Source organism: Streptomyces sp. NBC_00448 (assembly GCF_036014115.1).
GTDB lineage: Bacteria > Actinomycetota > Actinomycetes > Streptomycetales > Streptomycetaceae > Actinacidiphila.
In genome coordinates this window covers 3,030,703-3,053,438 of record NZ_CP107913.1, presented here as the reverse complement: position 1 = coordinate 3,053,438, position 22,736 = coordinate 3,030,703, and the positions used below count along the sequence as shown (strand labels likewise).

The following is a 22,736-nucleotide window of genomic DNA, read 5'->3' as shown; positions in this document are numbered from 1 at the left end:
GAGCGGCGTCATGGGCCCGGACGTGCCGAGGTCTCCTCCTGGGTGGGGGCGGGCGGTGATACTGGGGCCGCGGATCAGTCGTCGGCGGCGGAGGGATGGCGGGATGGCGGAGCGGGGCGCGGTCGAGCGGGTGGTTGCCGAGGCGTTGGGGAAGCTGGGGTTGGCGGAGAAGGCGGGGCTGCTGGCGGGCAAGGACATGTGGGCCCTGGGGGCGGTGCCCGAGGTGGGGCTGGGGGAACTGGTGATGTCGGACGGGCCGATCGGGGTGCGGGGGCGGCGCTGGACGGCGGTGGACCCGTCGGTCGCGCTGCCGAGTCCGACGGCGCTGGCGGCGGGCTGGGACCCGGAACTGGCCCGGCGGGTGGGGCGGTTGCTGGCGCAGGAGGCCCGGCGCAAGGGAGTCCATGTGCTGCTGGCGCCCACCGTGAACCTGCATCGCAGCCCGCTGGGCGGGCGGCACTTCGAGGCGTACAGCGAGGACCCGTATCTCACCGGCGTGATCGGCACGGCGTACGTCCGGGGCGTGCAGGACGGCGGTGTGGGGGTCACGGTGAAGCACTTCGTGGCCAACGACGCCGAGAGCGAGCGGTTCACGGTGGACAACGTGGTGGGCGAGCGGGCGCTGCGGGAGCTGTATCTGGCACCGTTCGAGGCGATCGTGCGGGACGCGCGGCCGTGGGGGGTGATGGCGGCGTACAACGCGGTGAACGGCGTGTCGATGACGGAGCACGAGGCGCTGCTGCGCGGGGTGCTGCGCGAGGAGTGGGGCTTCGACGGGGTGGTGGTGTCGGACTGGTTCGGGGCGCGGTCGACGGTGGGCGCGCTCGTGGGCGGGCTGGACATCGCGATGCCCGGCCCGATGACGGTGTACGGCGAGGCGCTGGACGCGGCGGTGCGGGCCGGCGAGGTGGACGAGCGGCTGGTCGACGAGGCGGCGGCGCGGGTGCTGCGGCTGGCGGCGCGGGCCGGGGTGCTCGCGGGGGCGCCGGCGGACGTGGCGGAACGGCCGGCCGAGGTGGACGGCGCGGCGCTGGCCCGCGAGGTCGCCGTGCGCGGCTGCGTGCTGGTGCGGAACGAGCCGCGGCAGGGCCGCCCGGTGCTGCCGATCGACCCTTACGGCGGCGGGGTGGCGCTGATCGGCGCGGCGGCGCGGCACGCCCGGGTGCTCGGCGGCGGGTCGGCGCAGGTCTTCCCCGACCATGTGGTCTCGCCGCTGGACGGCCTGCGGGCGGCGCTGCCGCGGCAGGAGCCGCTGGTGTACGCGGTGGGCGCCGACCCGAGTGACGAACTGGGCACCGCAGGGCCGGGTTTCGCGCTGCACGCGGTCGCGTTGGACGCGCGGGGGCGGGAGTTGGGCAGCGAGCCGCTGCCGAGCGGGCAGGTGCAGTGGATGGGCGACCTGCCCGAGGGCGTGGTGTACGAGGAGGTGAGCGCGGTCGAGGTGCGCGGGGAGTTCGTGCCGGCGGTGGCCGGCGCGCACCGGTTCGGCACGCGCGGCAACGGCGGGTTCCGGCTGGAGGTCGACGGGCGGGTGCTCTTCGAGGGGGTCCAGGCCGACGCGCACGAGGACCCGTTCGAGGCGTTCTTCGGCCGCCCGGCGGAACGCGGAACCGTGGAGCTGGCCGCCGACCAGCCGGTACGGGTCTCGCTGCGCTACGAGTTGCCGCCGGAGCTGGCCGAACTGCCCATCCAGGCGGTCGGGTTCAGCCTGCTGCACGGCGAACCGGAGCAGGACCCGGAGGAGTTGCTGGCCGAGGCGGTCGCGGCGGCCGCTGCCGCGGAGACCGCCGTGGTGGTGGTCGCGACGACCGAGCGGGTGGAGTCCGAGGGCTTCGACCGGACCGACCTGCGGCTGCCGGGCCGGCAGGACGAGCTGGTGGCACGGGTGGCCGCGGTCAACCCGCGCACGGTCGTGGTGGTCAACGCGGGCGCTCCGGTGGAGATGCCGTGGCGCGAGGACGTGGCGGCGGTGCTGCTGGCGTGGTTCCCCGGCCAGGAGGCCGGGGCGGCGCTGGCCGACGTGCTGCTCGGCGCCGAGGAGCCGGGCGGCCGGCTGCCCACCACCTGGCCGGCCCGACTGGCCGACGCCCCGATCAGCCAGGTGGCCCCCCAGGACGGCGAACTGCGGTACGACGAAGGGCCGTCGATCGGCTACCGCGCCTGGGCCGCCCGCACCGGACCCGCCCCCGCGTACCCCTTCGGGCACGGACTGGGCTACACCACCTGGGAGTACACCGCGCTGGAGGCACAACCCTCCCCGGCGGACGGCGTGCTGGCGACGGTACGGGTCACGGTGCGCAACAGCGGCGACCGGGCCGGCCGGGAGGTCGTGCAGGTCTACCTCACACCGTCCGGCGGCGCCCGCCGGCTGGCCGGGTTCGCGACCGTGACGGCCGAGCCGGGCGAGAGCGCCGAGGCCGTGCTCGAACTTCCCCTGCGGGCAGCGGAGTTCTGGGACGAGGCGGCCGGCGGATGGCGGCCGGCGCCGGGGCCGTTCACCCTGGACGCGGCCCGCTCCAGCGCCGACTCCCGGCTGACGGCCACCCTCTCCCACCCGGTCGGCTGAGGCGCGCGGCACGGCAGGTCTTCGGCGTCGCCGGCCGGGTCACAGGTCCTTGCGCATGCAGACCCGGGGCCAGCGGTCCAGGCCGTAGGCGGCCTCGCGGGCGCGGATACGGCGGAGCCCGGCGGTGAGTTCGGCGTCGTCCAGGGCGCGGAATCCGCAGCGCGCGTAGTACGGCGCGTTCCACGGCACTTGGGTGAAGGTGGTGAGCGTCAGCGCGGGGATCGCGCGGGCCGAGGCGTGGTCGGCGAGGTGGTCGAGCAGGGCGCGGCCGATCCGCCGGTGCGCGCGGTCGGGGTGGACCGAGACCTGCTCGACGTGGAGGTTGCCGTCGACGGGGTCGGCGATGAGGTACGCGACGGGCGTCTCCTTGTCCCGCCCGGCGCCCGCTTCCGGGCCCGCGCTGACGCCCGCTCCCGGGCCGGTGTCCGCTCCCGGGCCGGTGTCCGTGTCCGTGTCCGTGTCCGGGCCCTGGCCCGTTCGCGCGTCGACCGCGACCCATGCGAGCCCGGCCTGCTGGTAGCGGGCGAGTTCGGCGAGCGGGAGGGGGCTGTCGTCGGCGATCTCGGGCATGCCGATCTCGCGGAAACACCGCCCCGCGGCGGCCTCCACGCCCTGCAGCAGCCGCAGTTCGTCGAGGCGGGCCGTGCGGATGCGGATCGAGTCCATGGGCTCGCTTCCTGTCGTTTCGGTAGGTCTGCGCAGGGGGCGCCGGCGCCTTTGGGAGGGCGCCGGCTAGCTCGTCGCCGTCGCCGGGCGGCCGGCCACCGCCGCCATGATCCGGGCCAGTTGGGACTCTCCCTGCGGGTTGGGGTGGAACCAGTCCCAGTCGCTGAGGTCTCTCGTGTCGAAACGGTAGGCGAAGACCGCGCCGCCGTCGTAACGGCAGCGCTGGTACGTCGCGCAGACCTGGCCGAGCACCGTGTTGTACGCCTGCACGCGGTCGCGCACCGCCGTACGCCGCTGGGTGGCGGCCGGGCTGTCGGAGGTCGGGTCGTCCAGCATCGTCGGGCACAGCCCGAGCTTCCACACCTCGCGGCCCAGCGGGTTGGCCTTGCCGACCGACCAGAGCCGTTGCAGGTCGGGGATGCTGGCGACCAGCACCTGCGTGGTGGGCAGCGTGCGGTGCAGATAGGACAGGGTGCTGTCGAAGGAGGCACGGAAGTCGGCCACCGACGTCATCGTGCCGGTGTCGGCCGCGCACGCGTCGTTCGCGCCGATCAGCACGGTGACCATCGCGGGGTGGTGGGCCGCCGCGGCGCGGGCCTGGTCGGGCAGGTCGGCGATGTGCGCGCCCGACCGGGCCACGTTCCAGCTGCTGGCGGCGCCCAGCCGCGTGCTGACGCTGTCGACCTGCTGCCGGCCGCCGGTGGCCCACGACACGTCCGGGCAGTCCGACACCGGCTTGCAGGCGTCGAAGCCGCGGGTGATGGAGTCGCCGAGCGCGGCGACGCTGCTCGGGTGGGTGTTCCACGGCCGCGCCGGGGCCGCCTCGCGCGGGGTGCCGCCGGCGGGCGCGGCGGACCCGGATTGCGAACTGTGTGCGGGAGGCGTCCCCCGGCCACTGTGCGGCGCACCGCCGCCGAATCCGCATCCGCCCAGCAGAACCGCGGTCACGGTGAGTGCCAGAGCGTGTCGCGACAGCATCCGCATGCGCTTCTTCCCTCCGACGAGTGGGTGACATCTGCCGTCAGCCCGACCGTACGCCACTCCCAGGAAGACGCCGCAGGGTAGCTTTTCCCTGACAGGCGAACCGATCTGACGGGAGGTCGACGGTCGACGGGCGACGGTGACGAAAGTTGTCCTGATTCAGCTGAATAGTGCAGAATGTGTCATGTTGCCCCGGGTTCAACCAGTACGAGGGTGAGGCCGCTGGGGAAGGCGAACCTCGTCCCACACTGGAGGTACCGGTGACGACACGTGGTGTTCTGTACGTGCACGCCGCACCGCGCGCGTTGTGCCCACATGTGGAGTGGGCCGTCGCGGGCGTCCTCGGCGTGCGTGTGAACCTCGACTGGGTCCGGCAGCCCGCGGCTCCCGGCACCTGGCGCGCCGAGTTCTCCTGGCAGGGAGAGCCCGGCACCGCCTCGAAGCTGGCGTCCGCGCTGCGCGGCTGGCAGCTGCTGCGCTTCGAGGTCACCGCGGAGCCGTGCGCGACCGCGGAGGGCGAGCGCTACAGCGCGACCCCCGAACTCGGCATCTTCCACGCGGTCATCGGCATGCACGGCGACATCCTCATCCCCGAGGACCGGTTGCGCGCCGCGATGCAGCGCGCCCGCAAGGGCGAGGCCGACCTGGAGGCCGAGCTGTCCCGGCTGCTCGGCAAACCCTGGGACGACGAACTGGAGCCCTTCCGCTACGCGGGCGAGGGCGCGCCGGTCCGCTGGCTGCACCAGGTGGTCTGACCGCCGCGGCGCCCCGCGCCGTACGGCCCCGCCGCGCGGCCGGCCGCGCCACCGCCGTACGGCCAGGCGTACGACCAGGCGGACGACCGCGCCGCGTCCCGTCGTACGCCGTCCTGTGTTCGCCGCGGCCGCGCAATAGCCTGCTCGCATGTCATCGCAGAAGCTCTCCGTCGCAGTCCTGGGCACCGGCATCATGGGTGCCGGTATGACCCGCAACCTCGCCGCCGCCGGACACCAGGTCCGCGCCTGGAACCGTACGATCGCCCGTGCGCAGCCGCTCGCCGAGGCGGGGGTCCATGTCACCGCCGACCCGGCCGAGGCCGTACGGGGCGCCGACGTGGTGCTCACGATGCTGCTCGACGGACCGGCCGTGCTCGACGTGATGCGCACGGCCGCGCCCGCGCTGAAGCAGGGCGCGGTGTGGGTGCAGAGCAGCACCGTCGGGCCGGACGCGCAGAGCGAACTGGCCGCGGTCGCCGCGGCGAACGGCCTGCTCTTCCTCGACGCTCCCGTGCTCGGCACCAAGGCGCCCGCGGAGAGCGGCGACCTGACGGTGCTCGCGGCCGGGCCCGCCGCGGCGAAGGCGCTGGTCGGGCCGGTCTTCGAGGCGATCGGCCGCAAGGTCATCTGGGTCGGCGACGACGGGGCCGGCGGCGCCGCGAGCGCGCTCAAGCTGGTGATCAACAGCTGGGTGCTGGCGATCACCAACGCCGCGGGCGAGGTGATGGCCCTGTCCGAAGCGCTCGGGGTGGACCCGGACCGCTTCTTCGAGGCGATCGAGGGCGGGGCGATGGACACGCCGTATCTGCGGCTCAAGGCCGCGGTGATCCGCTCCGGCGACTACACGCCGTCCTTCACGGTCGAGGGCGCGCTGAAGGACCTACGGCTCATCGCCGACGCCGGCGAGCGCAACGGAGTCCGGCTCGACCTCGCGGCCGCGGGGGCGGAGCGCTTCCGGCGCGCCGCCGAACAGGGCCACGGCGGCGACGACATGGCGGCCAACTACTTCGCGAGCTTCCCGCAGAAATAGCCGATTCCCCGCGTCCATTGGTAGCGGCCGCGCTTACCAAGGGGCGCGGGGAACCGCGCGAACAACCATCCACGGACCGCAAGGTCCTGGCACCACGGGTCCGGGCACCCCGGAGGGTCCCGTTACTGCGGGAACGTACGGAGCGCCAGGACGACGTTGTGGCCGCCGAACCCGAAGGAGTCGTTGAGCGCCGCGATGGTGCCGGCGGGCAACGGACGGGGCTCGCCGCGGACGACATCCGCGTCCATCTCCGGGTCCGGGTTCTCCAGGTTGATCGTGGGCGGCGCGAGCCGGTTGTGCAGGGCGAGCACGGTCGTCACCGTCTCGATCCCGCCGGCACCGCCGAGCAGGTGCCCGGTCATCGACTTGGTCGCGGAGATCGCCATGTGGTCGACGTCGTCCCCGAACACCTTCCGCAGCGCCTTGAGTTCGGCGATGTCACCCTGCGGGGTGGAGGTCGCGTGCGCGTTGGCGTGCACGATCTCGGCCGGCTTGATGTCGGTGTTCTCCATCAGGTGCTGGAGCGCCGAGGCGATGCCGCGCCCGGACGGCTCCGGCTGCGTGATGTGGTGCGCGTCGGCGGAGATGCCCTGGCCGACCGCCTCGCAGTAGATGCGCGCGCCGCGCGCGGCGGCGTGCTCCACGGACTCCAGGATCACCACGCCGGCGCCCTCGCCGAGCACGAAGCCGTTGCGGGCCGCGTCGTAGGGCCGGGAGGCGCCCTCGGGGTCGTCGTTGTTCTTGGACATCGCCATCATGTTGCCGAAGGCCACGATGGGCAGCGGGTGGATGGCCGCCTCGGTGCCGCCGGCCACCACCACGTCGGCCCGGCCGGTGCGGATCATCTCGATCGCGTAGCCGATCGCCTCCGCGCCGGACGCGCAGGCGCTGACCGGGGTGTGCACGCCCGCGCGGGCGTTCACGTCGATGCCGACGTTCGCCGCCGGGCTGTTGGGCATCAGCATCGGCACGGTGTGCGGGGAGACCTTGCGGACGCCCTGGTTCTTCAGCACGTCGTACTGGTCGAGCAGCGTGGTGACGCCGCCGATGCCGGACGCGATCACCGCGCCCAGCCGGTCCGGGTCGACCGAGGGGTCCTCGCCGGCCTTCGCGGTGAACCCGGCGTCCGCCCATGCCTCGCGCGCCGCGATCAGCGCGAACTGCGCGCTGCGGTCGAGCTTGCGGGCGAGCGGGCGGGGCAGGACCTCGCCCGGCTCGACGGCGATGGTCGCGCCGATGCGCACCGGCAGCTCGGCCGCCCACTCCTGCGGAAGCGTCCGGACACCGGAACGGCCGGCCAGCAGCGCTTCCCAGGTCGACGCGCTGTCGCCACCCAGCGGTGTGGTTGCTCCGATACCGGTGACGACCACGGTGTGATTGGTCGGGCTCACAGGAATTGTCTCTCCACGTCTAGAAGGGCGGGCGACAGGCGCGTCGTCCGGGTGTTCACGGGTCCGCGCGGGACCCGTCACGGGGGGTGAGGCGGCTGGGGAGCCGACTCAGTTCTGGGCCTTGAGGATGTAGTCGACCGCGTCGCCGACCGTCTTGAGGTTCTTGACGTCGTCGTCCGGGATCTTCACGCTGAACTGCTCCTCGGCCGCCACGACGACCTCGACCATGGACAGCGAGTCGACGTCCAGGTCGTCGGTGAAGGACTTGTCGAGCTGCACGTCCTCGGTGGGAATGCCGGCGATCTCGTTCACGATGTCGGCGAGACCGGCGACGATCTCTTCCTTGGTGGCTGCCATGTCTGGGGCGCTCCTTGATGTTTCGCTGTCGATGCGGCGTGCGGGACTGCGGCGCCGCGAGGTGTGTCTAGGGGAGAGTAACGACCGTGGCCGCGTAGACCAGCCCCGCCCCGAACCCGATGATCAGAGCGGTGTCGCCGCTCTTGGCCGCGCCGGACGCGAGCAGCCGCTCCATCGCGAGCGGGATGGAGGCCGCCGAGGTGTTGCCGGTGGTCTCCACGTCCCGGGCCACCGCGACGTGGTCGGGCAGTTTGAGCGCCTTGATCATGGAGTCGATGATGCGCATGTTGGCCTGGTGCGGGATGAAGGCGTCCAGGTCCGCGGCGGAGATCCCGGCGGCGTCCAGCGCCTCCTGGGCCACCCGGGCCATCTCGTAGACCGCCCAGCGGAAGACCGCCTGGCCCTCCTGGGTGATCGCCGGGAACTTGACCTCGCCGTGCGAGTCCACCGGCAGCTGCGACTCGTCGCCGCTGCGGAACTGGTCCCAGGCCACCGTCTGGGTGATGGTGCCGGACTTGTCGCCCTCGGAGCCCCAGACCGTCGGTCCTATGGCGGGTTCCTTCGACGGGCCGAGCACGACCGCGCCCGCGCCGTCGCCGAAGAGGAAGGCGGTGGCCCGGTCCTCCTTGTCGGTGAGGTCGCTGAGCCGCTCCACACCGATCACCAGGACATGGCCGGCGGTGCCGTCGGTGATCATGCCCTTGCCGAGGGTCAGGCCGTAGGTGAAGCCCGCGCAGCCGGCCGAGATGTCGAACGCGGCCGGCTTGCCCGCGCCGATCCGGTGCGCGATCTCGGTGGCGACCGCCGGGGTCTGCTTGAAGTGCGAGACGGTCGCGACCACGACGGCGTCGATGTCGGAGGCGTCGATGCCGGCGTCGGCGATCGCCTTGCCGGCCGCCTCGATCGACATCTCCGCGACGGTCTCGTCCGGCCCGGCCCAGTGCCGGGAGGCGATCCCGGACCGGGACCTGATCCACTCGTCGCTGGAGTCGATGTGTTCGAGGATGACCTCGTTGGGAACCACCCGGACCGGGCGGTAGCCGCCCACCCCGCGAATCCGTGCGTGGGGGGCACCCTTGCTGGGGCTGATCTTCGCTGTCATCGCTGCGGGTGCTCCTCTGTCGCGTCCTGCGGGATGGAGTCTGCCGGCGCACCCTGCGGCGAGTTGCCCGCCGTCTCGGCGGCCAGCTCGCGCGCGGCCGCCAGGTGCTCCGGTGTCTTCAGCGCCAGGGTGCGGACCCCTGGCAGGGCGCGCTTGGCCAGGCCGACCAGCGTGCCACCCGGCGACACCTCGATGATCGCGGTGACCCCGAGCTGCTTGAACGTTTCCATGCACAGGTCCCAGCGCACCGGGTGCGAAACCTGCGTGACCAGTCGGCGCACGACCTCCGCGCCCTTGTCCACCTTCTGCCCATCCGCGTTCGAGACATACGGCAAAGAAGGGTCCGCGACGGTCAGATTTGGCGCGAGCGCCTCCAGCGCGGCCACCGCGGGGGCCATGTGGGCGGTGTGGAAGGCACCGGCCACCGCCAGCGGCCGTACCCGGGAGCCCTCCGGCCGCTGCTCGGCGAGCACGCCGAGCTGCTCCAGGGTGCCGGCCGCCACGATCTGGCCGGCACCGTTGATGTTCGCCGGGGTGAGGTCGAGGCCGGTCAGATGGGCGAGCACCGTGTCCTGGTCGCCGCCGAGCACCGCGGACATGCCGGTCTCGGTGACCGCCGCGGCCTCGGCCATCGCGCGGCCGCGGGCAGCCACGAACGACAGCGCGTCCTGCTCGGAGAGGACTCCGGCCAGCACGGCCGCGGTGATCTCGCCGACGCTGTGGCCGGCGACCGCGTCGGGCCGCCCGGTGCCGCCGTTGCCGAACAGGCCGAGCTCACCGGCCGACAGCAACCCGGCGGCCACCAGCAGCGGTTGGGCCACCTTCGTGTCGCGGATCTCGTCCGCGTCGGCCTTCGTGCCGTAGTGGACCAGGTCGAGGCCGACCGTGTCGGACCAGCCCGCGAGGCGGTCGGCCGCGCCGGGCAGGTCGAGCCAGGGGGACAGGAAGCCGGGCGTCTGGGCGCCTTGGCCGGGAGCGACGAGTACGAGCACGTTCACACTCTCTCTCGCGGGCGGGTGTCACCGCCCGTGGGGACAAGGACGAAGAAGTGTCAGCCGATTTGTGGGTGTCCAACAAACGCGTCAGCGAGGCCGGTCGCCGTCCGAGAGACGTCCCAGGATCAGCGCGATGCGCAGGGTGAACGCCGAACGCACGTCGGAAGGTGACCAACCGGTGACATCAGTCACACGTCGCAGCCGGTAGCGAACCGTATTGGGGTGCACGAACAGCATCCGTGCGGCACCTTCGAGCGAGGATGCCTGCTCCAGGTAGACACTCAGAGTCTCCAGTAGCGCCGAGCCCGCCTCTTCAAGCGGCCTGTAGATCTCCTCCACCAGCTGACTGCGAGCATAGCGGTCGCCCGCCATCGCACGCTCCGGTAGCAGATCGTCGGTGAGTACCGGGCGTGGCGCGTCCGGCCAGGCCCGGCACGCCTTGAGCCCGGCCGCCGCGGCCTGCGCGGACCTGGTCGCCGACAGCAGGTCGCCGACCACCGGGCCGGCCACCACCGGACCCGGCGCGAACGGCCCGATCAGCGCCTTCGCCACCCGGATCGGGTCGTCGTCACCGCCGGCGATCACCACCAGCCGCTCGCCGAGCACCCCGGTGAGCACCTGGAGCTTCGCGTGCCGGGAGGCCCGCCGGATCGCCTCCACGGTCAGCTCGCTGTCGCCGTTGGGCGCGGTGCCCAGCACCACCACGATCTTGTCCGGCGAGCTCCAGCCGAGCGCGGCGGCCCGCGACAGCACGCCCTCGTCGGCCTCCCCGGAGAGCACCGCGTTGACCACCAGCGACTCCAGCCGGGCGTCCCACGCGCCGCGCGCCTCGGCGGCCTGCGCGTAGACCTGCGCGGTGGCGAAGGCGATCTCCCGGGCGTAGACGAGCAGCGCCTCGCGCAGCACGCCCTCGTCGCCGGGCGCGGCGACCTCGTCGATCGCCGACTCCATGACCTCGATGGTGGTGCGCACCATTTCCACCGTCTGGCGCAGCGAGATCGCCCGGGTCAACTCGCGCGGCGCGGTGCCGAAGACGTCGGTGCTGATCGCCTGCGGGGCCTCGGGGTGGCGGAACCACTCGGTGAACGCGGCGATACCGGCCTGCGCGACCAGCCCGATCCAGCTGCGGTTCTCCGGGGGCATCGCCCGGTACCAGGGAAGTTGCTCGTCCATCCGCGCGATGGCGTGCGCGGCCAGCCGGCCGGCGGACTTCTCCAGCCGCCGCAGGGTCGCGGTGTGGTCGCCGCGGGGCGGCTCCGAGGAGGCGTGCGGGGGCTGCCGCTTCTGCGGGTTCTGCGGGCGTTGCGCGGGAGGAGGCACGGTCCAAGCCTGCCTTATGGGTGCGGCCGCGCAGGTGGCGGGTTGTCCGTTTCGGCTATCCGTACGACGGTTCGGCGGTCATCCGCCACACCAGGTACTCGGCGTCGGGGGGCGCTTCGGCCTGCCGGGCGCGGGAGTTGGCGGCGCGCAGGGCGTCACCGGGGCCGAGTTCGCGGCCGTCCACCCGGACCGTGCCGCGCAGCACGTGCAGGTAGAGGAACGGGACGTCCGGCAACGGGCCCGAGCCGCGGGCCAGGTGCAGCGCGGCGTGCGGCTGGCGCAGCGGCAGCGGCGCGTCCGGCGCGGCGGAGGCGAGCAGGTACGGGCCGGGCCCCGGCGGCGCGACGTCGGTGACCACGGAGTGCCGGGACGGGCCGCCGGCCGGGTCCGGGTGCAGCCACATCTGGAGGAAACGGCACGGATCGGCGCCCGGGTTGCGCTCGACATGGCGTACGCCGCCGCCCGCGCTGAGCAGTTGGGCGTCGCCGGCGCGCAGCCGGGTCGCGACGCCCTCGGTGTCGCAGTGCTCCAACTCGCCCTCGATCACCCAGGTGACGATCTCGGTGTCGCGGTGGGTGTGCTCGGCGAAGCCCGCGCCGGGCGCCAACCGCTCCTCGTTGCACGCCAGCAGCAGCCCGAACCGTACGTTCGCCGGGTCGTAGAAGCCCGCGAAGGAGAACGCGTGCCGCGTCTCGATCCCGGCCGACGGCTCCCCGCCGGTGTAGCGGCGCTCCGCCCGCCACACCTCGTCCGGCGCGGTCATCCGGCCGCCCGCAGTTCGCTGAGCACCGCGTCGGTCAGCCGCGGCCACAGCGGCAGCGCCCACTCGCCGAAGGGGCGGTCGGTCAGCGCCACGCAGGCCGCGCCCGCGGCCGGGTCGATCCACAGGAAGGTGCCGGACTGGCCGAAGTGGCCGAAAGTCGCGGGGGAGGAGAGCGCGCCGGTCCAGTGCGGGGACTTGGCGGCGCGGATCTCGAAGCCCAGGCCCCAGTCGTTCGGGTCCTGGCGGCCGTAGCCGGGCAGTACGCCCTTCAGGCCGGGGAACGCCACGGAGGTCGCGGTCGCGACGGTGGAGGGGTGCAGCAGCCGCGGGGCCTGCACCTCGGCGGCGAACTTCAGCAGGTCCGCGACGGTGGAGACGCCGTCGGCCGCGGGGGAGCCGTCCAGCGTGGTGTCCGCCATGCCCAGCGGCTCCAGCACCGCCTGGCGGGCGTACTCCGCGAACGGGATGCCGGCCGCCTTCGCGAGGGCCTCGCCCAGCGCCTCGAACCCGGAGTTCGAGTAGATGCGGCGGGTGCCGGGGGCGGCCATCACCTTCGGGGCGTCGAAGGCGAGGCCGGAGGCGTGGGCGAGCAGGTGCCGTACCGTCGCGCCCTCGGGGCCCGCCGGGTCGTCCAGCTCGAACACGCCCTCCTCCCAGGCCACGAGGACCGCGTACGCCGCGAGCGGCTTCGTCACCGACGCCAGGGGGTAGCTCCGCTGGAGGGTGCCGTACGACCCGGCCACGGTGCCGTCCGCCCGGACCACGCCGGCGGAGGCGTTGGGCACCGGCCATTGCGCGATCATCGCCAAGCTGTCCATGGGGCCTGACCCTACGGGGTGGGGGGTTCTGTCGGTTCCGGGACCACCTGCTGGTGGCGGGTTGCGCGCGCGGTTCTCCCCCAGAGCTTCGCCTGGGAGGTGCCCCCACGCGCCCCTGAAATATGTGCGGCTCTCTCCGCGAAGAGACGCTCACCACCAGGGGCGCCCTCCTTACTTGCCTAGAGTGCGCTCGAAGGTCTTAGCGTAAGAGGTATGACGGTCGTGCAGGTGGCGAAGAGCAAGCCGAGCAACACAGCGAGTTGCGAGGACCCGGAGACGCATCTGCGGCCGGACGGGCAGGACCAGTACACGATCAGCGAGGTCGCGGAGTTCACCGGGCTGAGCGCGCACACCTTGCGCTGGTACGAGCGGATCGGGCTGATGCCGCACGTGGACCGCTCGCACACCGGCCAGCGCCGGTTCAGCAACCGGGACCTGGACTGGCTCGCCTTCGTCGGGAAGCTGCGACTGACCGGGATGCCGGTCGCGGACATGGTGACGTACGCGGAGATGGTGCGGGCCGGCGACCACACGTACGGCGAGCGGCAGGCGCTGCTGGAGTCCACCCGGGTGGACGTGGTCCGGCGGATCGCCGAACTCCAGGACACCCTTACGGTGCTGGACCACAAGATCAGCACCTACGCCTGCTCCCGGGCGCCGGAACGGACCGCGTGAGCGGAGCGCCGCCGCGCCGCCGCCGTCCCCGTCCCCGTCCTACGGCCTGACGCGGCTGGTACGGATCGCCGCCAGCACCGCCGCGGCGAACGGGAGCGACTCGTGCACCGAGCCGTACCCGAGCCCGAAGATCACGCTCGCCGGGTCGCGGTCGGCGGGGGGCAGCGGCTCGGCCGGGTCGCGCAGCAGCAGCCGCAGGTGGCCGTGGACCTGCTCCGGTGAGCGCCAGTCGACGCCGCACAACTCCTCAACGGGGAAGGTCTGGTCGCCGGAGTTCCACTTCGCGGTGGAGGCGCCGGTGCGGAACCAGTGGAAGCCGACCGCGTGGCCGTCGAAGGTGGCCTTCGCGTCGTACGCCTTGAAGGAGCGCGGCACCGCGGGGGCCGGCACCAGGTAGCGCCCGCCGGGCGGGTCCGCGGTGACCGCGGCGGTGCGAACGGCGGCCAGCAGGTCGTCCCGGGCGGCCTCGGCGAGTTCGGCGCTCTGCTCGGGCAGCACCAGCCGGTAGGGATCGGCGCTCTCCCGCAACTGGCCGCCGGCGACCTCGATGAGCGGGTCGACGCCGGGGTGCGGGGTCGCGCGCAGGACCACGGTGCCGCGGCGGCCGGGCACCAGCTCCACGTCCTCCAGCGCCTCGTGCGGCACCCGCCGCTCACCGAGCGCCTGGAGTAGTCGGGAGCCTCGTACGCCTCTGCTGTACCGGATCACCACGGCGTCGGGTTCGAATTCCCACACGGCGTTGCTCCCGGCCAGCACTTCACCCATAAGGCCCAGCTTATGGCCGCCTCGGCGGACTGCGCCCCTTACCCGCTACGCGCGTCATCGAAAGGGGGACGGGTTTTCCCGGCCGCGCCCGGCTCAGCCAAGACCACTGGTGCAGGTGTTCTCCGTGGGGCAGGTGATCGCCGAGTAGTCGCCGAGGGCGATGTCCGCGAAGTTGGCGAGGCTGGTCGTCCCGGGGACGAAGTAGCCGCCGTGGCCGTCGGCGCCGTCGGTACTGATCACCCGGGCGCCGAAGCCGCCGGAGACCGGGTCGGGGCCGTGGCCGAGCCCGGCGAACTCCACGTGCGGCACGTCGCCGATCCAGTCCCCGGAGTCCCGGGCCGCCCAGACGTGCGCGGTGGTGTGCAGGGCGGCGACGTCGCGGGCACGCATGCCCGGACTGCCCATGACGGCGATGTCGCGGACCCGGCCGGGCGGCAGGTGCGGAGCGGCCAGCCCGCACAGCACCGAACCGTAGGAGTGGCAGAACAGCGCCACGTCGCGGCGGCGGGGGAGCGCGGCGAGGAGCGATTCGAGCCGGACCGCGCCACGGGCGGCGAGGGTGCCGGTGGAGGCTTCCAGGCCGAGGCCGTCCGGGGCGGTGTAGCCCGCCCAGGCGATCACCGCGGTGCGGGCGTCCGGCCGGTCGAGCCGTTCGGCGCCGTACAGCGCGCGGGCCATGCCGGCGGTGGCGGCGTACCGCTTGGCGTCGTCCCGCTCGAAGTCGGCCAGGTCGGTGGCGACGCCGGGGACGACCACCGCGACGTGGGTCGCGGTGCGCAGGTCGCCGAGCACCTCGGCGATGTGGCCGTCGCCGGTCGGGTCGAAGGCGAGGATCTGCCGGTGCCCGGCGAGCAGGGACGTGTAGCGGTCGGCGAGCTCGGTCATGGCGGCGCGGCCGACCGGGGTGAGCGCGTCGCTGTGCTTGTCGGCGAGGGCGGCGGCCCGCTGCCGGGTCAGCGCCAGCCGGTTGGCGCCGTAGCGCAGGGCCGGGTCGACCCCGTCGAGGTTGCCGACGACCAGGGGATAGCGCCGGGCCAGGCCGAGCCGTTGGGCGCCGGTGAGCGAGGCGAAGAAGCGGGCGACGGCGCCGGGCGGCGCGTCCGGGTCCGGCAGCCGTCGGGCGCCGACGGTGCCGTGGGTCCACGCGGCGAGCGCGGCGGCCATCGCGTCCTTCGCCGCGCGCGGCGACAGCGTGGCCGTCCACCCGGTGGTCGCCAGCAGCACGAGGATGACCGCCAGGGCCACCAGCGGACGCGCCCCGCCCGGGAGCCCCTGGCGCCTCCGCTCCCTGGTGCGCCGTCCCCGCCCGCCCGCCGGCGCCCACACGCCCACGGGCGCGTCCCTCGGCGCCCGGCTCGCGGGCACGGCGACCCGTCCGTGCGGACCCCTGACCGGGCGCCCACCACTCGGGGACAGCGTGCCCGTCCGTGCGGGCGGCAGCGTCACTCGCTCATGCCTTGCGGGCTCCGTCCCGGGGGATGTACGGGCTGCGGTCACTTCCTACGGTTCGTCCGGGATGCTACGGCACACCGCCCACGGTTCCTTGGCACCACCCTCGCCGCGCCCACCCCGTGCCTCCCCCGGCCCAGCACCTCCCCTCCCGCACGGGTGGCCCGGGCACTCCCGTCACCCCCCCCCAACGCACGGCGGGCCCGCCCCGGAAGAACCGGTGCGGGCCCGCCCGTGGTCTCGGTGACCGCAGAGCGCAGCGCAGCGCTACGCGTCGCCGCCTGCCGCGCCCGGGTGGGCCGCGGAGGCGTCCAGCAGCTGGTAGCGGTCCACCGCCTGCTTGAGCGCCGAGCGATCGACCTTCCCGTCGGCAGCCAGCTCGGTGAGCACCGCCAGCACCACCGACTGCGCGTCGATGTGGAAGAAGCGGCGCGCCGCCCCCCGCGTGTCGGCGAAGCCGAAACCGTCCGCGCCGAGCGAGGTGTACCGCCCCGGCACCCAGCGGGCGATCTGGTCCGGCACCGAACGCATCCAGTCCGACACGGCCACGAACGGCCCCTGTGCCCCGGACAGCTTGCGGGTCACCCACGGCACCCGCTGCTCCTCCTCGGGGTGCAGCAGGTTGTGCTCCTCGACCGCCACGGCCTCGCGGCGCAGCTCGTTCCAGGAGGTGGCCGACCAGACGTCGGCGCGCACGTTCCACTCCTCCGCGAGGATGCGCTGGGCCTCCAGCGCCCACGGCACCGCCACACCGGACGCGAGGATCTGCGCCGGGATCTCGCCCGCGCTGCCCGGCTGGAACCGGTGCACGCCCTTGAGGATGCCCTCGACGTCCACGTCGGCGGGCTCGGCCGGGTGCTGGATCGGCTCGTTGTAGACCGTGAGGTAGTAGAAGACGTCCTCGCCGGGCTTGCCGTCCGCGGTCTCGCCGTACATCCGGCGCAGGCCGTCCTTGACGATGTGCGCGATCTCGAAGCCGTACGCGGGGTCGTAGGCGACACAGGCCGGGTTGGTGGAGGCCAGCAGATGGGAGTGGCCGTCGGCGTGCTGGAGACCTTCACCCGTCAGGGTGGTCCGGCCGGCCGTCGCGCCGAGCACGAAGCCGCGCGCGAGCTGGTCGGCCATCTGCCAGAACTGGTCGCCGGTGCGCTGGAAACCGAACATCGAGTAGAAGACGTAGACCGGGATCAGCGGCTCGCCGTGGGTGGCGTACGCCGAGCCCGCGGCGATCAGCGACGCGGTGCAGCCCGCCTCGGAGATGCCGTCGTGCAGCATCTGGCCGGTCGGCGACTCCTTGTAGGCGAGCAGCAGTTCGCGGTCGACCGACTCGTACTGCTGGCCGAGCGGGTTGTAGATCTTCGCGCTCGGGAAGAACGCGTCCATGCCGAAGGTGCGGTACTCGTCCGGGGCGATCAGCACGAACCGCTTGCCGATCTCCTTGTCCCGCATCAGGTCCTTCAGGATGCGGACGAACGCCATCGTGGTGGCGATCGACTGCTGGCCGGAGCCCTTCCTCGCCGCCGCGTACACCTTGTCCTCCGGCAGCGGCAGCGGCTTGGCGCGGACGATCCGGGTCGGTACGTAGCCACCGCACGCCTTGCGGTGGTCGTGCATGTACTGGATCTCCTCGGAGTCCCGGCCGGGGTGGTAGTACGGCGGGTAGCCCTCGTCGAGCCGCTGGTCGGTGATCGGCAGGTGCAGCCGGTCCCGGAAGCGCTTGAGGTCGTCGACGGTGAGCTTCTTCATCTGGTGGGTCGCGTTGCGGCCCTCGAAGTTCGGGCCCAGCGTCCAGCCCTTGATGGTCTGGGCGAGGATCACGGTCGGCTGGCCCTTGTGCGCCAGGGCCGCGGTGTAGGCGGCGAAGACCTTGCGGTGGTCGTGCCCGCCGCGCCCGAGGTGCAGGATCTGCTCGTCGGTGAGGTCCTCGACCATCTTGCGCAGCCGCTGGTCGCTGCCGAAGAAGTGCTCGCGGATGTACGCGCCGGTCTCGGTGGCGTACGTCTGGAACTGGCCGTCCGGGGTGGTGTTCATCTTGTTGACCAGCAGGCCGTCGCGGTCCTGGGCCAGCAGCGGGTCCCAGGAGCGGTCCCAGACCAGCTTGATGACGTTCCAGCCGGCGCCGCGGAACTGCGACTCCAGCTCCTGGATGATCTTGCCGTTGCCGCGCACCGGGCCGTCGAGCCGCTGGAGGTTGCAGTTGACCACGAAGGTCAGGTTGTCCAGGCCCTCGCGGGCGGCGATGGACAGCTGGCCCAGCGACTCCGGCTCGTCCATCTCGCCGTCGCCGAGGAACGCCCACACGTGCGACTTGGAGGTGTCGGCGATGCCGCGCGCCTCCATGTAGCGGTTCATCCGGGCCTGGTAGATCGCGCCGAGCGGGCCGAGGCCCATGGACACGGTCGGGAACTCCCAGAAGTCCGGCATCAGCCGCGGGTGCGGGTAGCTGGACAGGCCGTCGGGGGCCTTCGACTTCTCCTGCCGGAACGCGTCGAGCTGCGCCTCGGTGAGCCGGTCGAGCAGGAACGCGCGCGCGTAGATGCCCGGCGAGGCGTGGCCCTGGAAGAAGACCTGGTCACCGCCGAGGCCGTCGTCCTTGCCACGGAAGAAGTGGTTGAAGCCCACGTCGTACAGCGACGCCGAGGAGGCGAAGGTCGCGATGTGGCCGCCGACCCCGATGCCGGGGCGCTGGGCGCGCGAGACCATCACCGCGGCGTTCCACCGGGTGGCGTTGAGGATCTTGCGCTCGATCTCCTCATTGCCGGGGAAGAACGGTTCGTCCTTGGTGGCGATGGTGTTGACGTAGTCGCTGCTGCGCATCTCGGGGACCGCGACACGCTTCTCGCGGGCCCGTTCGATCAGGCGGAGCATCAGGTAGCGGGCGCGCTCCCGGCCCCGCTCGTCGATGGCCGCGTCGAGCGAGTCGAGCCATTCCGCCGTCTCCTCGGGATCGAAATCCGGGACCTGGCTGGGAAGGCCGCCAATGATGATCGGGTTGCGATCTGATCCGGAAGCCACGCTGTTCCTTCGCTCACTAGGACTGCTACGGGAAGTTTCTGGACGTGATGGAGTGGCCGCCGACGGCGGCGCGCGCCGCGTCCATCGTGTACCGAGGCCGTTCGATACGTCATCTCTACCGGGCGGTAACCCCAGGTGGGCGGCCAAATCCGAACTCTACGCCCAGTCGGACGTACGACCGACTCGCGGTGCCAACACTCTGCAAAACGGGCAACCCCGGCAGATGTCCGTGATCTGCGTCACCATGGGAGAGTGCGCAGGGCGGCGGTGAAGCGGGGAACTTGCCATGAAGACGGTCGAATCGTCACCGTTTCGACGGTCTCGTACGGCGGGTACTTGCGCGATCCGCCCCGCCCGTGTGGACTACCGCCAATAAGCTCGCACCGTCGCGGGCACATACAGACCATGAAGACCCGCACGAAATCTGTGCCCATGACAGGAGGCAAAGCGTGAGCGCGACCGCGGACCACGCGGAGGAGCGGACCAACCCGGCGAGCCGGCTTGGTTTCGAGCCCGGACAGGTGGTCCAGGAGCTCGGGTACGACGAGGATTGCGACCAGGAGCTCCGTGAGGGGATCGAGGAGCTCACGGGTGAGGAGCTCGCCGACGAGGAGTACGACGACGTGCCCGACGCCGTCCTGCTGTGGTTCCGCGAGGACGACGGCGACCTCACCGACGCGCTCGTCGACGCCACGTCGACGATCGACCCCGGCGCCCCGATCTGGCTCATGACCCCGAAGACCGGGCGTGACGGCCACGTGGAGCCGAGCGAGATCGGCGAAGCGGCGCAGACTGCCGGCCTGGCCCAGACCAGCAGTGTCAACGCGGCGAAGGACTGGACGGGCAGCCGTCTGGTGACCCCGAAGGCGGCCAAAGCCGGCAAGCGGTAGGCGGGACGGATCGCGCCGTAGTCGGTCGCGGTCCGTTTCCGGCCGCGCCGCCGTCGTGGCTTGTCGCGCGGTTCCCCGCGCCCCGGGTAGGCACGGCCGCACCCGGGGCGTGGGGAACCTCATGTCCGCTTGGCGCAGGGAGCCGTTTTCATGCCGATCGACGCGGGCGGACCCGCACCTGATCTGCGGCTGAAGGATCAGCACGGCCGCACCGTCGCCCTGGACGACTTCCGGGGCGTCAAGAACGTCCTGCTGATCTTCTTCCCGTTCGCGTTCACCAGCGTGTGCTCGGGCGAACTCCAGGCGATCCAGAACGAGTTGGCCTCGTTCCAGAACGAGCGCAACCAGGTGCTCGCGGTGTCCTGCGACTCCATGCACGCACTGCGCGCCTTCTCCGACGCCGAGGGTCTGGACTTCCCGCTGCTGAGCGACTTCTGGCCGCATGGAACGGTTTCCCGCGCCTACGGCGTCTTCGCCGAGGAGAAGGGCTGCGCGCTGCGCGGCACTTTCGTGATCGACCGGCAGGGCATGGTGCGGTGGACCGTGGTGAACGGCCTGCCGGACGCGCGTGATCTCGGCCAGTACGCGAAAGCGCTGTCCGCGCTGTAGCCAATCGGGAACGGGTCACTAAGCTCTGGACGTTGATCCAGCAAGCGCAGCACACAACGACCCACACCGCACCGACGGGCGGGGAAACGACAGGAGGACTCGTGGGAGTCAGCCTCAGCAAGGGTGGCAACGTCTCGCTGACCAAGGAGGCGCCGAACCTCACGGCGGTCGTCGTCGGTCTGGGCTGGGACGCCCGCACCACCACCGGCAGCGACTTCGACCTCGACGCGAGCGCGCTGCTCACCGACGAGCAGGGCAAGGTCCTTTCCGACCAGCACTTCGTCTTCTTCAACAACCTCAAGAGCCCGGACGGCTCGGTCGAGCACACCGGCGACAACCTCACCGGTGAGGGCGAGGGCGACGACGAGGTGATCAACGTCAGCCTGGCCACCGTGCCGGCGAACGTGGCGAAGATCGTCTTCCCGGTGTCCATCTACGACGCCGAGCCGCGCCAGCAGAGCTTCGGCCAGGTGCGCAACGCCTACATCCGCGTGGTCAACGCGGCGGACGGCGCCGAGCTGGCCCGTTACGACCTCACCGAGGACGCCTCGACCGAGACGGCGATGGTCTTCGGCGAGCTGTACCGGCACGGCGCGGAGTGGAAGTTCCGCGCGATCGGCCAGGGATACGCCTCGGGCCTGCGCGGCATCGCCCAGGACTTCGGCGTCAACGTCTGATCGCCGGCACGCTGCCCACCACCACGTTTGAGGGGGAAAGGACCACGATGGGCGTCACGCTCGCCAAGGGGGGCAACGTCTCCCTGTCCAAGGCCGCGCCGAATCTCACCCAGGTGCAGATCGGCCTCGGCTGGAGGGCCCGTTCGACCACCGGTGCCGACTTCGACCTGGACGCCAGCGCGCTGCTGTGCTCCGGCGGCCGGGTGCTGGGGGACGAGTACTTCGTCTTCTACAACAATCTGAAGAGCCCGGAGGGCTCCGTCGAGCACACCGGCGACGACCTCACCGGCGGCAGCGGCGGTGACGACGAGACGATCCTGGTCGACCTGACGAAGGTGCCGGCCACCGTCGACAAGGTCGTCTTCCCCGTCTCGATCTACGACGCCGACGCCCGGCTGCAGACCTTCGGCCAGGTCAGCGACGCCTACATCCGCGTGCTCAACCAGTCCGACGGCGTCGAGCTGGCCCGCTACGACCTCACCGAGGACGCCTCGACCGAGACGGCGATGATCTTCGGCGAGCTGTACCGGTACGGCGGCGAGTGGAAGTTCCGTGCAGTAGGCCAGGGGTATGCCTCGGGCCTGCGCGGTATCGCCCTAGACTTCGGGGTCAACGTTTCGTAAAGCCGCGCACCGCGCGGGGGACCCTTGGCTCAAGGGATCACAAGGGATTGGGTGGGAAGCACGTGCTCCTCAGAACATTCGGCTGGTCATTCGGCATCACTGCCGCCGGCCTGGCCCTGGCCGGCATCCTCTGGGGAGGCAAAGGGCTCGCGATCGTGGCGATCCTGTCCATCCTCGAGATCTCGCTCTCCTTCGACAACGCGGTCATCAACGCGGGCATCGTCCGCAAGCTGAACGCGTTCTGGCAGAAGATCTTCCTCACCATCGGTGTGCTGATCGCGGTCTTCGGCATGCGGTTGGTCTTCCCGATCATCATCGTGGCTGTCACCGCGAAGCTCAGCCCGTGGGAAGCGGTCCGGATCGCGGTCAACGACCACGACCGCTACGAGAACCTCGTCTCCAACGCCCACCCGGCGATCGCCGCCTTCGGCGGCATGTTCCTGCTGATGATCTTCCTCGACTTCATCTTCGAGGAGCGGGACATCAACTGGCTGTCCTGGCTGGAGAAGCCGCTGGCCAAGCTCGGCAAGCTGGACATGCTGTCGGTGGCGGTGGCGATGATCGTCCTGGTCATCGCGGGCACCACGGTCGCGGACTCGGTGCCGCTGCACGGCGGGCACGGCACGGTCGACAAGGCCGAGACGGTCCTGCTGGCGGGCGTCGCCGGTCTGATCACCTACCTGGTGGTCGGCGGCATCTCCGGCTTCTTCGAGGAGCGGCTGGAGGACGACGAGGACGGCGACGAGGACGGCGAGGGCCCCAAGACCGTCGAGGAACCCTCGCTGGGCGCCAAGGTCCCCGCGGCCACCAGCGGCGCCAACGTCGCCCGGACGGTCGGTCTGGCCGGCAAGGCCGCGTTCTTCATGTTCCTGTACCTGGAAGTCATCGACGCGTCGTTCTCCTTCGACGGCGTCATCGGCGCCTTCGCGATCAGCAACGACATCTTCGAGATCGCCCTGGGTCTGGGCATCGGCGCGATGTACATCCGGTCGCTCACCGTCTACCTGGTCCGCAAGGGCACCCTGGACGACTACGTCTACCTGGAGCACGGCGCGCACTACGCGATCGGCGCGCTGGCGGTCATCCTGCTCATCACGATCAAGTACGACGTCAGCGAGGTCATCACCGGCCTGGTCGGCGTTGTCCTGATCGCGGCGTCCTACTGGTCGTCGGTGGTACGCAACCGCCGTCTCGGGGAAGGCTCTGGTCAGTCGGACGACGACAAGGCGGAAGTCTCGTCCGGGGTGTGACCCCCGGCCGCGCACGCGCCGCTGCCCCCGCCGTCCGGC

Annotated in this window: 21 protein-coding genes; 9 read left to right on the top strand and 12 right to left on the bottom strand. The window is 72.0% G+C overall.

What is annotated here, in order from left to right; all coding sequences use genetic code 11:
- The first annotated feature begins 103 nt into the window (after positions 1-103).
- On the top strand, positions 104-2,566 hold the full coding sequence (locus OG370_RS12900; protein ID WP_328463699.1) for a glycoside hydrolase family 3 protein: 2,463 nt from the start codon (positions 104-106) through the stop codon (positions 2,564-2,566).
- A 39-nt stretch (positions 2,567-2,605) separates the two neighbouring features.
- On the opposite strand, the gene OG370_RS12895 is transcribed toward OG370_RS12900, so the two are convergent.
- Together OG370_RS12895 and OG370_RS12890 are read right to left on the bottom strand one after the other, a co-directional pair.
- Positions 2,606-3,223, bottom strand: coding sequence for a GNAT family N-acetyltransferase (locus OG370_RS12895; RefSeq protein WP_443060863.1), 618 nt, complete (start codon positions 3,221-3,223; stop codon positions 2,606-2,608).
- A 75-nt stretch (positions 3,224-3,298) separates the two neighbouring features.
- Complete coding sequence (locus tag OG370_RS12890; RefSeq protein ID WP_443060658.1) at positions 3,299-4,216, bottom strand: SGNH/GDSL hydrolase family protein; 918 nt, start codon at positions 4,214-4,216, stop codon at positions 3,299-3,301.
- Between the two features lie 257 nt (positions 4,217-4,473).
- Between OG370_RS12890 and OG370_RS12885 the strand changes: the two genes are divergently transcribed.
- Positions 4,474-4,968, top strand: coding sequence for a DUF3145 domain-containing protein (locus OG370_RS12885; RefSeq protein WP_202233532.1), 495 nt, complete (start codon positions 4,474-4,476; stop codon positions 4,966-4,968).
- Positions 4,969-5,116: 148 nt separating this feature from the next.
- Entirely contained in the window at positions 5,117-5,998 is an 882-nt protein-coding gene (locus tag OG370_RS12880; protein ID WP_328463689.1) for an NAD(P)-dependent oxidoreductase, read from the top strand.
- A gap of 122 nt (positions 5,999-6,120) precedes the next feature.
- Here OG370_RS12880 and fabF read toward each other — a convergent pair whose 3' ends face one another.
- The 7 genes from fabF to OG370_RS12845 form a co-directional block, all read right to left on the bottom strand.
- Complete coding sequence (gene fabF / locus OG370_RS12875; RefSeq protein ID WP_328463687.1) at positions 6,121-7,389, bottom strand: beta-ketoacyl-ACP synthase II; 1,269 nt, start codon at positions 7,387-7,389, stop codon at positions 6,121-6,123.
- A 108-nt stretch (positions 7,390-7,497) separates the two neighbouring features.
- On the bottom strand, positions 7,498-7,746 hold the full coding sequence (locus tag OG370_RS12870) for an acyl carrier protein (RefSeq protein WP_328463685.1): 249 nt from the start codon (positions 7,744-7,746) through the stop codon (positions 7,498-7,500).
- A 67-nt stretch (positions 7,747-7,813) separates the two neighbouring features.
- Entirely contained in the window at positions 7,814-8,848 is a 1,035-nt protein-coding gene (locus OG370_RS12865; protein WP_328463683.1) for a ketoacyl-ACP synthase III, read from the bottom strand.
- The gene (locus tag OG370_RS12860; protein WP_328463681.1) at positions 8,845-9,840 is read right to left on the bottom strand and encodes an ACP S-malonyltransferase; all 996 of its coding nucleotides are present in this window, start codon (positions 9,838-9,840) and stop codon (positions 8,845-8,847) included. Before OG370_RS12860 ends, OG370_RS12865 begins: the two co-directional genes overlap by 4 nt.
- Before the next feature lie 90 nt (positions 9,841-9,930).
- The gene (locus OG370_RS12855; RefSeq protein WP_328474050.1) at positions 9,931-11,070 is read right to left on the bottom strand and encodes a PucR family transcriptional regulator; all 1,140 of its coding nucleotides are present in this window, start codon (positions 11,068-11,070) and stop codon (positions 9,931-9,933) included.
- A 148-nt stretch (positions 11,071-11,218) separates the two neighbouring features.
- Positions 11,219-11,926 (bottom strand): pirin family protein, encoded by a 708-nt coding sequence (locus tag OG370_RS12850; protein ID WP_328463679.1) that lies wholly within the window; start codon positions 11,924-11,926, stop codon positions 11,219-11,221.
- The gene (locus OG370_RS12845; protein ID WP_328463678.1) at positions 11,923-12,744 is read right to left on the bottom strand and encodes a serine hydrolase domain-containing protein; all 822 of its coding nucleotides are present in this window, start codon (positions 12,742-12,744) and stop codon (positions 11,923-11,925) included. The genes OG370_RS12850 and OG370_RS12845 overlap by 4 nt, the downstream gene beginning before the upstream one ends.
- A 213-nt stretch (positions 12,745-12,957) precedes the next feature.
- Here OG370_RS12845 and OG370_RS12840 point away from each other — a divergent pair, with 213 nt between their 5' ends.
- On the top strand, positions 12,958-13,419 hold the full coding sequence (locus tag OG370_RS12840; RefSeq protein WP_328463677.1) for a MerR family transcriptional regulator: 462 nt from the start codon (positions 12,958-12,960) through the stop codon (positions 13,417-13,419).
- 39 nt (positions 13,420-13,458) lie between these two features.
- Here OG370_RS12840 and OG370_RS12835 read toward each other — a convergent pair whose 3' ends face one another.
- The 3 genes from OG370_RS12835 to aceE all read right to left on the bottom strand — a co-directional run bounded on the left by OG370_RS12835 (position 13,459) and on the right by aceE (position 18,648).
- Complete coding sequence (locus tag OG370_RS12835; protein WP_328463676.1) at positions 13,459-14,184, bottom strand: DUF4429 domain-containing protein; 726 nt, start codon at positions 14,182-14,184, stop codon at positions 13,459-13,461.
- A gap of 93 nt (positions 14,185-14,277) precedes the next feature.
- The gene (locus OG370_RS12830; protein WP_328463675.1) at positions 14,278-15,429 is read right to left on the bottom strand and encodes an alpha/beta hydrolase; all 1,152 of its coding nucleotides are present in this window, start codon (positions 15,427-15,429) and stop codon (positions 14,278-14,280) included.
- 471 nt (positions 15,430-15,900) lie between these two features.
- On the bottom strand, positions 15,901-18,648 hold the full coding sequence (gene aceE, locus OG370_RS12825; protein ID WP_328463673.1) for a pyruvate dehydrogenase (acetyl-transferring), homodimeric type: 2,748 nt from the start codon (positions 18,646-18,648) through the stop codon (positions 15,901-15,903).
- A 449-nt stretch (positions 18,649-19,097) separates the two neighbouring features.
- Between aceE and OG370_RS12820 the strand changes: the two genes are divergently transcribed.
- The 5 genes from OG370_RS12820 to OG370_RS12800 all read left to right on the top strand — a co-directional run bounded on the left by OG370_RS12820 (position 19,098) and on the right by OG370_RS12800 (position 22,697).
- Positions 19,098-19,538 carry a DUF3052 domain-containing protein gene (locus OG370_RS12820; protein ID WP_103883542.1) on the top strand — a complete coding sequence of 147 codons (441 nt, stop codon included), beginning with the start codon at positions 19,098-19,100 and terminating at the stop codon, positions 19,536-19,538.
- Positions 19,539-19,688: 150 nt separating this feature from the next.
- Entirely contained in the window at positions 19,689-20,147 is a 459-nt protein-coding gene (locus tag OG370_RS12815; protein WP_328463670.1) for a peroxiredoxin, read from the top strand.
- Positions 20,148-20,248: 101 nt separating this feature from the next.
- Positions 20,249-20,824, top strand: coding sequence for a TerD family protein (locus tag OG370_RS12810; RefSeq protein ID WP_103883544.1), 576 nt, complete (start codon positions 20,249-20,251; stop codon positions 20,822-20,824).
- A gap of 47 nt (positions 20,825-20,871) precedes the next feature.
- Positions 20,872-21,447 carry a TerD family protein gene (locus OG370_RS12805; protein WP_328463665.1) on the top strand — a complete coding sequence of 192 codons (576 nt, stop codon included), beginning with the start codon at positions 20,872-20,874 and terminating at the stop codon, positions 21,445-21,447.
- Positions 21,448-21,509: 62 nt separating this feature from the next.
- Positions 21,510-22,697, top strand: a complete 1,188-nt coding sequence (locus OG370_RS12800) for a DUF475 domain-containing protein (RefSeq protein WP_328463663.1) — start codon at positions 21,510-21,512, stop codon at positions 22,695-22,697.
- Positions 22,698-22,736 lie beyond the last annotated feature (39 nt).